This window comes from Saccharopolyspora kobensis, assembly GCF_900108315.1.
In the GTDB taxonomy this organism is placed as follows: Bacteria; Actinomycetota; Actinomycetes; order Mycobacteriales; family Pseudonocardiaceae; genus Saccharopolyspora; species Saccharopolyspora kobensis.
Genome location: NZ_FNVB01000003.1, coordinates 814177 through 826151, shown reverse-complemented (window position 1 = coordinate 826151; position 11975 = coordinate 814177). Strand labels below are relative to the sequence as shown.

Here is an 11975-nt window from a genome sequence, read left to right as displayed (position 1 = left end):
GACTGGTGCTCACGCGGACGTTCGCGCCGTGACCAGCCAACCGCGAGCGGGAAGTCGCACGATGCCCTCGCTCTCGCAGGCGAGGAGAACCGAGATGACCGCTTGCCGCGCGTCGTCGACGGCGTGCGGGGCCGCGTTGCGGGTCATCGGGCCCAGCTGGCCCGCGAGCAGGAAGTCCGCGGCTTCAGCGGAGTTCCTGCCGACGACGCTCGGCACCTCGATCCCGGTGACGGCCATCCGCTCGAAACCGGCGGCGGTGAGCACCGCGCGGATGTGCTCGGGATCGGCGAAGTCCGCTACACCGGTCGCTTGCTCCCGCATCCCCGGCACAGGGACGTGCGCTGCCAGCGCGGCGAAGATCGCCCGCACCTCGGCGGCGGGTTCCCGGTGGCAGACGAAGGCCAACCGGGCCCCGGGCCGCAGCGCGCGGGCGATGTTGGCGAACGCGGCGACAGGATCGCCGAAGAACACCACTCCCGCCTGGCTGATCGCCACGTCGAACGCCCGCGGCGGGAACGGGTGGACTTGGGCGTCGGTCTGCTCGAAGAGCACGTTGCCGATGCTCTCGGCGGCTGCGGCGCGGCGTGCGCGGTCGAGCATCGGTGCGGAGAGGTCGACACCGACGGCCCGCCCGCGATGTGCTCGCCGCGCGGCGACCCGGGTCGTCAGCCCGGTGCCGCAACCGATGTCGAGCACCCGGTCTCGGACGCTGATCGCCGCGCCGTACGCCGCGGCTGAAACCGTGCGAACTCGCCCGGAGAGCCCAGCAGCTCGGCCACCTGCCGCCGCTGATCGGTGCTGAGCGAACCCTTGGGGGCGAACAGCTCGACGGACATCATCCGACTACCTCCTTCGTCCGGAGCCGCCGAGCCTTCCCCTTGTCGGTGCCAAATCGCCCTCACACCGCTGTCACGCGGTCTGTCCTCGCCGGTCAGGCGTTCGGGGCGATGGCCGAGAGGAGCTGCAGCTTCTCGTAGCTCTCGCTGCCGGGGGCGGCGGTGTAGACGAGGAGCACGTGCGATTGATCGGGGTCGAGGAGCGTCTGGCAGTTCAGCTCCAGGGCGCCGACTTCCGGGTGCGCGTAGCGCTTGACGCCGCTGTGGCCGATGCCGATCTCGTGCTCCTCCCAGACGGTGCGGAATTCTTCGCTCTGGGCGAGCAGCAGTTCCATGAGCTGCGCGGGCCGTGATCCCGGCCCGCGGAGTGTGACGAGCTTGCGCAGCCCGGCGGCGAAGACGCGGGAGTGCAGCGCGTGGTCGTCGGGGTGGTAGCGGGCCCGGGTGGCCGGGTCGGTGAACCACCGGTAGCCGATGCTGCGGGCCGGGCCGGTGTACCTCGTGGTGTCCCCGGTGAGCGCGACCCCGAGCGGCGTCTGCCGGAGCGTCTCGCCGAGCTCGGTGACGATTTCGGCGGGGGTGTCGGTGAGCCGGTCGAAGATGCGCAGCAGCCCGGGACCGATGTGCTCGCTGGTCGCGTCTCTGGCCGGCGGGTTGTGCCCGGCGAGGCGGAACAGGTGGTCGCGCTCGTCGAGCGACAGGTGCAGGCCCTGCGCGATCGAGGCGATCATCTGCTCGGACGGGTGCGGTCCGCGCTCCCGTTCGAGCCGGCTGTAGTAGTCGGCGGAGATGTGGCAGAGCGCGGCGACCTCCTCGCGGCGCAGGCCGGCGGTTCTGCGCCGCTGCCCGTGCGGGAGGCCGACGTCTTCGGGCTGGAGCGACTCGCGGCGGTGCCGCAGGAACCCGGCGAGCCCGGCTCGATCGATCACAGCTGCTTCCTCCCCGGTGCCGGCGCCGTTCATCCTGCCACCGGTGCCGGACGGCTGCCTCGGATCACCGATCCCCCTTCCGGTCGCGGCCAGCCTGGGATCGGGAGGCCGTGGATGTCCCCGCGGAACGGGCGCAGCCTGGGATCACCTCCCAACGGAACCAGGAGCAGCACATGGCACGCACCCGACCGGACATCACCGTTGCCGACCTCTCCGGGAAGCTCGCCGTCGTCACCGGAGCCAGCGACGGGGTCGGTCTGGGCCTGGCCGCTCGCCTGTCCGCCGCCGGTGCCGAGGTCGTCATGCCCGTCCGCAACCGCCGCAAGGGAGAAGCGGCGATCGCGAGGATCGAGCAGCAGCACCCGCAAGCGGCCGTGTCCCTGCGCGACCTCGACCTCTCGTCGCTGGCCTCGGTCGCCGCACTGGGAGCGGCGCTGCGCGAGGAGAACCGCCCGATCCACATCCTCATCAACAACGCCGGTGTGATGACCCCGCCGGACCGGCAGACCACAGCCGACGGGTTCGAGCTGCAGTTCGGCAGCAACCACCTGGGCCACTTCGCCCTCGTCGCCCACCTGCTGCCCCTGCTGCGCGCGGGCCGTGCGCGCGTGACCTCGCAGATCAGCGTCGCCGCCAACCGGCACGCCATCAACTGGGACGACCTGAACTGGGAGCGCTCCTACCACGGCCAACGCGCCTACAGCCAGTCCAAGATCGCGTTCGGGCTGTTCGGCCTGGAGCTGGACCGGCGCAGCCGGGCCGAGGGCTGGGGCATCACCAGCAACCTCGCCCACCCCGGCGTCGCCCCCACCAGCCTCCTGGCCGCGCGCCCCGAACTCGGCCGGGCACGAGACACCGCCGGCGTGCGCGTCATCCGCGCCCTCGCCGGTCGCGGCGTCCTCTTCGGAACGGTCGAGACGGCGCTGCTCCCGGCGCTTTTCGCCGCGACCTCCCCGGATGCGCGCGGCGAGCGGCTGTACGGGCCCAGCGGCCTCGGACACCTGTCCGGCGCGCCCGCCGAACAGGCGCTCTACTCCCGGCTTCGCAGCGAGTCCGACGCCGAACGAATCTGGCAGATCTCCGAAACCCTCACCCGCACCTCATTCCCGACCGCTCGGTCATCCCGCGGCCAGTCCTCGTCGACCAGGTCGGGGAGAGTCCAGCGAGCAGCCCGGTGGCGATGACGACCACCACGCCCACCCCGTGCGGACCAGACGACGCCGGGGTGCACGTTCGGGCCTGCTGCTGAGGGGCCGTGCTGATGCCAGGCCGATCGAGGTGGGGCGAACACGTCGAAGCTCCCTCTTTCGGTGTCCGCCCCGGGATGCTCGCGAACGCCCTTGGTGCCGAGGGTCTCGATTGCGCAGTCGTCGGCACTTCTGGTGGCGGCGGGACTCAGTCGTCGGTGGACGTCGCTGGGCCAGTCGCGGCGTACCGGGCGGCGATGGTGCGGACGGCCTCGTCGACTACCTGAGCGACGCGTTCGGCGCTCACCTCCCAGCCCGGCACCAGGAGCGTCGGCCAGAAGACGTAGTTGGAGATCATGCCCAGGAACTGGGTGGCCGCGAGATCCACGTCTTCGACCCGCACCGTGCCCGCCTCGTGCTCGGCCAGCAGGTAGCTGCGCACGGACTCGAAGTAGGGCATCTTCCCGTGCGAGAACTGCGCATCGGCGAGTTCGGGGAATCGCGGCAGCTCGGCAATGACGATTCGGAACAGGTCGGTCATCCGGGCGCGGCTCAACAGCTCGGCGTAGCGGCGACCGATGGTGCTGAGCCCGTCAACGATGTTGCCTGCCGGCGGAGGATCCTCTTCGTCAGCGGTCGACCAGGCCTCGGTGACCATGGCGTCGAACAGGGCGGCTTTGCTCGGAAACTGCTTGTACAAGGTGGCCCGCGAAACGCCCGAGCGCTCTGCGATTCGCGCCAGCGACGTCCGGTCGTAGCCCAACTCGAGGAACAGCGCGGTCGCGGCCGTCAAGATCAGCGCGCGCTTCTCCTGGGCGATGCGCTGGTGATACGTCGTCACGGCCCTGCTCATGGGCCGAGCATACGAGGTGAGTGGCTTGACTCACCATCGCTGCCGGCCTAGCGTCAGAGCAGTGGTGAGTCAGCCAGCTCACCACCGACCGGCCATCCATCGCCGATGATCCCGGTCGGTCACCCACGCACTGGAGGAGCATCTGATGCGCCGCTTCGACGACCAGACCGTGCTCGTGACGGGTGGGGCCGGTGGCCAGGGCGCGAGCCACGTGCGCGCCTTTCACGCCGAGGGAGCGAATGTGGTGATCGGCGGCATCGACGCGCAACGCGGCGCCGCTCTCGCCGACGAGCTCGGCACCCGCGCTCGCTTCGTCCGCCTCGACGTTGCTGACGAAAGCTCGTGGTCCGCCGCTGTGCTGGCGGCCGAGAGCGCCTTCGGCGCCCTGAACGTGCTCGTCAACAACGCTGGCGTTCAGAACCCGCCCGCAACGATCGAGAGCACGGACCAGGCCACGTGGTCGCGCATCCTCGACATCAACCTCACAGGGGCCTTCCTGGGCATCAAGATCGCGGCCCCCGCTCTGCGCCGCGCAGCAGGGGGAGCCATCGTCAACATCGCCTCCACCATGGCCCTGGGCGGCACGGCGCACTACGCGCCGTACGTCGCCAGCAAGTGGGCCTTGCGCGGTCTGACCCGAACGGCGGCGCTCGAGCTCGGCCGGGACCACATCCGGGTGAACGCCATCCACCCAGGCGTAATCGCGACGCCCTTCATCCGAGAACCAGCAGCCGGTGCCACGGCGGCAATCGCCGACTTCTACTCACCCGAGCCGTTCGCCATCCCCCGACTCGGAGAGCCGACCGACGTCACCCGGCTTCTCCTGTTCCTCACGTCATCGGACGCGTCGTTCATCACGGGATCGGAGCACGTCATCGACGGTGGACTGCTCCTCGGACCTGCCCTTCAGGCCGAGACCGCATGAGCACTCCACACGCGACCGGGTCGAACGACTCCGCAGGGGACGCGTCCTTGTCGCACCTGCCCGACGCCCGGACTGCATGACCGGCCGCGACGGCCACCTCGCCGACCTGCTCCGCGAATCGGGCGTGCAGCTCAACCGCGCTTGACGTGATTCGGTCAACGACCCGGCGGTGCTCTCGGCGGAGTTTCGCGCGGTCAAACCCAGCCGAGGTGCAAGTTCGACCGCCTGGAAAGCCGCGCACCGGAAACTGCGTCGAGGTCGCCAGCGGCGATGGTGTTGTGGCAGCTCGGGATTCGAAGGACCCCGAGGGCCGGGTGTTGGTGTTCTCGCGGGCCAGGTGGGCCGCATTCCTCGCTGGGCTCAGCGAGTGATGCGCCCGCTGACGGGGCTCACGCGGGTTCCGTCGGAGCCGGTGGCCAGGCCTCGGGGTCGAGGACGCCGAGCGCGTAGGCGCGTGCAACCAACGCCGTTCTGCCTCGCACGTTCCAGCGGCGGGCGAGCTGCGCCAGGTGGTAGTTGACGCCGTCCACGGTCAGGCCGACCGCTTTGGCGATCCGGGCGGTCGTGTCGCCGCCCGCTGCCAGGGCGAGGATTCGCGCTTCGATCTCGCTGGCCGGTGGCGCCGGCTCTTCCGGTGATGTTTCGACTCTTTCGCCGCGGACGCGGAGCACCAGCATGAGGGCCGGGGGAGCGTCCGCGGTGTCGCTGACCGGGGTGACGTCGACCTCGCCGTAGCGCTCGACGCCGCTCGGCGGGGTCCAGCTGACCTCGACCGGGTAGCGGGACCTGCGGTGCAACCGGACGGCTTCGGCGATCGGGTGGAGCCGGGCCTTCGCACGGGGCCGGAAGAAGTCGAGGGCGTTGCGCCCGCGCATCTGCCCCGGCAGCAGGCCCCACTCGGCGGCCATCGCCGGGTTCGCCAGCAGGATGCCGCCGTCGGCCTCGCAGAGCGCGATCGGCGTCGGCAGGTGGTCGAGCAGGAGGATCATGCGGTTGCGCCAGGTGATCGCTTCCCGGCGCCAGTCCACCGCGTGCGGCGGTCCGCACGACTCGGGGTCCATGTGCTGCTCCCTGCGTGTTGCGCACTCCGGTCGGTTTGGCAAGTCCCAGGTGCACCGACGGACTACACGATTATGCAGTGCGGCGGCGGCCGCGGGGGTTCGCGCGGGGTGAGTGTGGAGGGGACCGCTCTCCCCGGCGGTTCCCCAAGCGCGAAAGGCGGTTGGCCCCACATGGCCGCTCTGCTCCAGCCCGGTATCCCCGTCGTCGACGTGTCCGACGAGCCGACCAGCACGCCGGTCCTGCGGACGATGCGGCTGATCCGGCAGCACGGTCCGGTCTTCGTCCAGCGCCAGCACGGCCAGGACGCGCTGCTGGTCAGCAGCCTGGAGCTGGTGACCGAGCTCTCCGACGAGCAGCGGTTCGGCAAGGCCGTCGGACCGGCGCTGGAGAACGTCCGCGAGTTCGCCCACGACGGCCTGTTCACCGCGTACGACGACGAGCCCAACTGGGCCAAGGCGCACGACATCCTGATGCCCGCCTTCGCACTCGGCTCGATGCGCGCCTACCACCCGGTGATGCTGCGCGTCGCCCGCCGGCTGATCGAGGCGTGGGACCGCAGGTGCGCGGCGGGCAGCCCGGTCGACGTGGCCGACGACATGACCCGGATGACGCTGGACACCATCGGCCTGGCCGGTTTCGGGTTCGACTTCGGTTCGTTCGAGCGCGATGAACCGCACCCGTTCGTCGACGCCCTGGTGCGCTGCCTGCACTGGGCGATGACCAGGCTCAGCCGCGACCCGGACGCCGACCACTCGCGCACCGACGAGGCGTTCCGCACCGACGCGGCCTTCCTCGCCTCGGTGGTGGACGAGGTCATCGCGGCGCGCACCGCTCCCGGAGCACCGTCCCCGGACGACGAGGACCTGCTGGGGCTGATGCTCAGCGCCACCCACCCATCGGACGGCACCACCCTGGACCTGGCGAACATCCGCGACCAGGTGATCACCTTCCTGATCGCCGGGCACGAGACGACCTCCGGCACCCTGTCCTTCGCGCTGCACAACCTGGTCAAGCACCCCACCGCGCTGCGGATGGTGCAGCGCGAGGTGGACGAGCTGTGGGGCGACCAGCCCGACCCGGAACCGACCTTCGAGGACATCGGCCGCCTGCACTTCACCCGCCAGGTGCTCAACGAGACGCTGCGGATGTTCCCGCCTGCACCGGGTTTTTCGCGCCAGGCCCGCCACGACACGGCGCTGGGCGGCATCCCGATGCGGGCGGGGCAGTGGGCGTCGGTGGTGACCCCGATGCTGCACCGGGACCCGGTCTGGGGCGACAACCCCGAGCTGTTCGACCCGGCCCGCTTCACGCCCGAGGCGGAAGCGGCGCGCTCCCCGCACGCCTTCAAGCCGTTCGGGACCGGCGAACGCGCGTGCATCGGTCGGCAGTTCGCGCTGCACGAGGCCACGATGCTGCTGGCGATGCTGGTCCACCGCTACCGGCTGCTCGACCACGCCGACTACCAGTTGCGCATCAAGCAGACGCTCACCATCAAGCCCGACGGCTTGACCCTCGCCCTGGCCCGGCGCACTTCGGCGGACCGCGTCGCCGCGCCCGCCCGGACCACCGAGGCGCCCGTCGCGGACAACGGACTGCCCACCCGGGTGCGGCCGGGAACCGGAGTCCTGCTGCTGCACGGCAGCAACTACGGGACCTGCCGCGACTTCTCGGCCCAGCTCGCCGACGCGACCGCCGAGATCGGCTGCGACACCGCCACCGCCGCGCTCGACGACCACACCGGGGCACTGCCCACCGACCGGCCCGTCGTCATCACCGCCGCCTCCTACAACGGCCAGCCCACCGATGACGCGGCGGAGTTCATCCGCTGGCTGGACAACGCCGAGCCCGGTGCCGCCGACGGCGTCACCTACGCGGTCCTCGGCGTCGGTGACCGCAACTGGTCCGCCACCTACCAGCGCATCCCGACCTACCTCGACGCCCGGCTGGCCGACCTCGGCGGAACCCGGTTGCTGGAGCGCGCGGAGGCTGATGCCGCAGGCGATCTGACCGGCGCGGTCAAGGCCTTCACCGCCGCGCTGCGCAACGCCGTGCTCCAGGAGCACGGCGACCCCGCCTCGGTCGGCGCCGACCAGCCCGCGAGTCCCGCGCACATCGTCACCGAGCTCACCGGTGGTCCGCTGGACGCGCTGGCCGCCCGGCACGGCATGACGCCGATGACGGTCACCGAGACCGCCAGCCTCACCAGCCCCGGCTACTCGCGCACCAAGCGCTTCGTGCGCCTGGAGCTGCCCGAGGGTGAGACCTACCGGACCGCCGATCACCTCACGGTGCTCCCGGCCAACGACCCGGCACTGGTCGAACGCGCCGCCCGGATCCTGCGGGTGGACCTGGACACCGTCCTCAGCATCGCGCCGCGTCGGGACGGGATCGCGGTCGACCGGCCGGTGACCGTTCGCGAGCTGCTGACCCGGCACGTCGAGCTGCAGGACCGCCCGACCAGCGCGCAGCTGAGCGTCCTCGCCGAGCTCGACCCGTGCCCGCCCGAGCAGCAGGCCCTGCGGGCCCTGGCCGAAGACCCGGACCACCGCACTCTGCTGGACGTCGTCGAGGACAATCCCGCGCTGATCGAGCAGCTGACCTGGCCGGTGCTGCTGGAGCTGCTGCCGCCGATCCGGCCGCGCCACTACTCGATCTCATCGTCACCGGTCGGCGACCCGCACCACGTCGACCTGATGGTGTCCCTGCTCGAAGCCCCCGCGCGGTCGGGGCGCGGCACCTTCCGCGGCACCGGTTCGGGATTCCTCGACCGCGTGCGCGCCGGTGACACCGTGCTCGCGCGGGTCCAGCCGTGCCGGGCCGCGTTCCGGGTCGACCACGAGGTCCCGGTGATCATGGTCTCGGCCGGTACCGGCCTGGCGCCCTTCCGCGGCGCCATCGCCGACCGGCTCGCCCGCGCGGCGAACGGCGAGCGGCTTGCCCCGGCGCTGTGCTACTTCGGTTGCGACGCCCCGGACGCCGACTACCTGCACAGCGCCGAGCTGCGCGCCGCCGAGCTGGCCGGTGCGGTGGAGATGCGCCCGGCCTTCAGCGCCGAACCGGTCGACGGGCAGGCGTTCGTCCAGCACCGCATCGCCGCCGAGGCCGATGAGCTGTGGCGGCTGCTCGGCGACGGGGCGAAGATCTACGTCTGCGGCGACGGAACCCGGATGGCACCCGGCGTGCGCGAGGCGTTCCGGGCCATCCACGCGGAGCGCGCTGGTGGCGACGGAACCGCCTGGCTCGACTCGCTGGTCGCCGACGGCCGCTACGTCGAGGACGTCCACACCGCGCGCTGAGTCACCGATCCCGCGCAGAAATCGGAGGTTTCGCCCATGGACACCATGCTCGCCGGGCGGTTGCACGTGCCCAGCGGAAAGTTCCGCGTCGAAGAGGTCCCGGTTCCCGTCCCCGGGCCGGGGGAGGTGCTGATCGAGGTCAAGGCCGCCGGGGTGTGCCTGTCCGACGTGCACCTGATCGACGGCAGCCTGAAGCCGTTCGTGCCCGTCGAGGAGATCACCCTCGGGCACGAGGTCGCCGGGGTGATCCACTCGCTGGGCCCGGACCTGGGCGGCGACTGGACCCCGGGCACGCGGGTGGCGCTGCAGGCCGGGCAGAGCTGCGGCGAGTGCGCCAACTGCCGCCGTCGCCGCGCACCCTGCCTGATGGCCCGCACCCGCGGTGTGGACTACGACGGCGGCTGGGCGCAGTACGCGATCGCCCGCGAGGACACCCTCGCCCCGATCCCGGACGACCTGCCCTTCGACCAGGCCGCGATCATCCCGGACGCGGTCTCCACGCCCTACGCCGCCATCGTCGCCACCGGCGACGTCCGCCCGGCCCAGGCGGTGGGCATCTGGGGCGCCGGCGGCCTGGGCGCGCACGGCATCCAGCTGGCCCGGCTCGCCGGTGCGGCACCGGTGATCGCGGTCGACCCGCTGGCCAGCGCACGCGAGCGCGCGCTCGCCTTCGGCGCCGACCTCGCCCTCGACCCGGCCGACCCGGACTTCGCCGCGGCGGTCCTGCGCGCGACCGGCGGCCGGGGCCTGGACGTGGCCTTCGACTTCGCCGGTGTGCCCGCCGTGCGGGAACAGGCCGCCCGCACCCTCTGCCGGGGCGGTGCCATGGTGCTGGCGGGGCTCACGCCGCAGCCGCTGACCGTCACCGACGGCACGCGCTTCAGCTGGAACCGCAACGAGATCCGCGGTCACTACGGGTCCGGTCCCGAGCACGTCGAGCAGCTGATCCGCCTGGCCGCCACCGGTCGCCTGGACCTCTCGCCCTCCATCAGCGGCCACCTGCCGCTGGCCGAGGCCGCGGAAGCGGTGCACCGGCTGGAGAACAAGGTGGGAGACCCGATCCGCCTGGTGCTCGTGCCCTGACCGCGAGTGCCGCCCGGCCGCGCGGCACCGGTCAGCCGCCGGTGAGCTCGCCGGTGAGCCGGTGGTGGATCTCGGCGCTGTGCGCGTTCAGGCCGACGATCTCGACCGATTTGCCCCGGCTCTCGTACTTGGTGGTGACGGCGTCCAGCGCGGCCATCGGGATCTGCGAGACCAGCGGCCCGAACGCGTTGCACAGCACCATCAGGAACGCACCGGCCAGGAAGGTCGACAGCCGGGTGCGGGCGCCCGCCGTCCGCACGTTGATCATGGTCTGGCCGATCATCGCGCAGCCGCCCATGCCGCCGAAGAACCCGGTGACGACGTTGGCGACGCCCTGGCCGATGGACTCCCGCGTCTTGTTGGACCGGGTGTCGGTGATGTCGTCGACGAGCTTGGCCGTCATCAACGACTCCATCAGCCCGACCAGCGCGAACGCCAGCGCGTAGGGCGCGATGAGGCTGAGCGTGTCCAGGGTGAGCGGCACGTCCGGGATGCCGGGAACCGGCAGCGCGGAGGGCAGTGCGCCCTTGCCGCCGACGGTGGGCACCGCGATGCCCGCGGCGATGGTCAGCGCGGTCAGCGCCACGGTGGACACAGGCCCGGGAACGGCCTTGGTGAGCCTCGGGAACAGCACCATGATCGCCAGGGCGGCGGCGAACAGCGGGTAGACCTGCCACGGCACGTCGATCAGCTCGGGGAGCTGCGCCAGGAAGATGAGGACGGCCAGTGCGTTGACGAAGCCGACCATCAGCTGCGCGGCACGAACCGCATCAGCCGCGCCACCCCGAGCGAGCCCAGGACGATCTGGAACACCCCGCCGAGGATGACCGTCGCGACCAGGTAGCCGAGCCCGCGCTCGCGGGCCAGCGGCGCCACCACCAGCGCGAACGCACCGGTGACGGCGGAGATCATCGCGGGCCGCCCGCCGACGATCGAGATGACCACGGCCACGCCGGTCCGGCGGTCGGTGCGCCGCACCGGCGTGGCGGTGCGGGCCGCGGCGCCGCCGCACCATAGGGTCGGCCCCCACCGGCCCGCCCGCGCGAGCGGGCGGCCCCCTGGGATCGGAGAGCGGGATGGGTGCTCGTTTCGAGGAGATCGATTGGCAGGAGACGCCGATCGGTGCGATCAGCCTGCGCCGTCGGCGGGATCCGCTGCTGGGCGTGGACGTCTACGAGGTCAAGCTCGACGACGAGTACCTGATGTCGAGCCTGTTCACCGTTGCCGAGGAGGAGCTCGCGCGGCTGGGGCTGGCCGAGCTGCCCGGCAGCGGTTTCGACGTCGTGGTCGGCGGCCTCGGGCTCGGCTGCACCGCGCGCGCCGCGCTGGACGACCCGCGGGTGCGCTCCTCGATCGTCGTCGAAGGCCTTCCGGAGGTCGTCGACTGGCACCGGCGCGGACTGCTGCCGCTGTCGGGGTCCCTGACCGGCGATCCGCGGAACCGGTTCGTGCGAGGCGACTTCTTCGCCATGGCAGCCTCAGCTCCGGGCTTCGACCCGGAGGTGCCCGGTCGGCGGTTCCACGCGATCCTGCTCGACATCGACCACTCGCCGCGCCACGTCCTGGACTCCGGCCACGCCGACTTCTACACGCCGGCGGGGCTGCGCCGCCTCGCCGCCCACCTCCACCCCGGAGGGGTGTTCGCGCTGTGGTCGGACGACCCGCCGGACGCGGACTTCACCGCGACGCTCGACGAGGTCTTCGAGACGGCGCAAGCGCACGTCGTGCCCTTCGACAACCCTTATGGCGGAGGGAGATCCGCCAACACGATCTACGTCTCCCGGCTCCCCGCGCAGTGATCATC

The 11975-nt window shown here is 71.8% G+C and carries 10 protein-coding genes and 1 pseudogene; 6 read left to right on the top strand and 5 right to left on the bottom strand.

Going from position 1 to position 11975, the window contains the following annotated elements; all coding sequences use genetic code 11:
• Window positions 1-9: 9 nt before the first annotated feature.
• Both C4T78_RS12260 and C4T78_RS12255 read right to left on the bottom strand, forming a co-directional pair.
• Window positions 10-714 carry a class I SAM-dependent methyltransferase gene (locus C4T78_RS12260; protein ID WP_093357310.1) on the bottom strand — a complete coding sequence of 235 codons (705 nt, stop codon included), beginning with the start codon at window positions 712-714 and terminating at the stop codon, window positions 10-12.
• 217 nt (window positions 715-931) lie between these two features.
• Window positions 932-1765, bottom strand: a complete 834-nt coding sequence (locus C4T78_RS12255; RefSeq protein WP_093357440.1) for a helix-turn-helix transcriptional regulator — start codon at window positions 1763-1765, stop codon at window positions 932-934.
• 173 nt (window positions 1766-1938) lie between these two features.
• Here C4T78_RS12255 and C4T78_RS12250 point away from each other — a divergent pair, with 173 nt between their 5' ends.
• Window positions 1939-2949 carry an SDR family oxidoreductase gene (locus C4T78_RS12250; RefSeq protein WP_093357309.1) on the top strand — a complete coding sequence of 337 codons (1011 nt, stop codon included), beginning with the start codon at window positions 1939-1941 and terminating at the stop codon, window positions 2947-2949.
• A 211-nt stretch (window positions 2950-3160) separates the two neighbouring features.
• On the opposite strand, the gene C4T78_RS12245 is transcribed toward C4T78_RS12250, so the two are convergent.
• A complete protein-coding gene (locus tag C4T78_RS12245; protein WP_093357290.1) occupies window positions 3161-3805 on the bottom strand; it encodes a TetR/AcrR family transcriptional regulator in 645 nt (214 codons plus the stop codon).
• A gap of 145 nt (window positions 3806-3950) precedes the next feature.
• Between C4T78_RS12245 and C4T78_RS12240 the strand changes: the two genes are divergently transcribed.
• Window positions 3951-4730: a glucose 1-dehydrogenase gene (locus C4T78_RS12240; RefSeq protein ID WP_093357289.1), complete on the top strand. Its 780-nt coding sequence runs from the start codon at window positions 3951-3953 to the stop codon at window positions 4728-4730.
• Window positions 4731-4876: 146 nt separating this feature from the next.
• The gene (locus tag C4T78_RS12235) at window positions 4877-5101 is read left to right on the top strand and encodes a DUF397 domain-containing protein (protein WP_309599273.1); all 225 of its coding nucleotides are present in this window, start codon (window positions 4877-4879) and stop codon (window positions 5099-5101) included.
• An 18-nt stretch (window positions 5102-5119) separates the two neighbouring features.
• Here C4T78_RS12235 and C4T78_RS12230 read toward each other — a convergent pair whose 3' ends face one another.
• A complete protein-coding gene (locus C4T78_RS12230) occupies window positions 5120-5791 on the bottom strand; it encodes a PAS domain-containing protein (RefSeq protein WP_093357287.1) in 672 nt (223 codons plus the stop codon).
• Window positions 5792-5962: 171 nt separating this feature from the next.
• On the opposite strand from C4T78_RS12230, the gene C4T78_RS12225 reads away from it, so the two are divergent.
• Together C4T78_RS12225 and C4T78_RS12220 are read left to right on the top strand one after the other, a co-directional pair.
• Complete coding sequence (locus tag C4T78_RS12225; protein WP_093357285.1) at window positions 5963-9088, top strand: bifunctional cytochrome P450/NADPH--P450 reductase; 3126 nt, start codon at window positions 5963-5965, stop codon at window positions 9086-9088.
• Between the two features lie 36 nt (window positions 9089-9124).
• On the top strand, window positions 9125-10171 hold the full coding sequence (locus C4T78_RS12220) for a zinc-binding dehydrogenase (RefSeq protein ID WP_093357284.1): 1047 nt from the start codon (window positions 9125-9127) through the stop codon (window positions 10169-10171).
• Window positions 10172-10307: 136 nt separating this feature from the next.
• On the opposite strand, the pseudogene C4T78_RS12215 reads toward C4T78_RS12220, so the two are convergent.
• Window positions 10308-11122, bottom strand: a pseudogene (locus C4T78_RS12215) (SulP family inorganic anion transporter); the annotation flags it as partial.
• Window positions 11123-11247: 125 nt separating this feature from the next.
• Between C4T78_RS12215 and C4T78_RS12210 the strand changes: the two are divergent.
• The gene (locus C4T78_RS12210) at window positions 11248-11970 is read left to right on the top strand and encodes a polyamine aminopropyltransferase (protein ID WP_093357283.1); all 723 of its coding nucleotides are present in this window, start codon (window positions 11248-11250) and stop codon (window positions 11968-11970) included.
• Window positions 11971-11975: the final 5 nt, after the last annotated feature.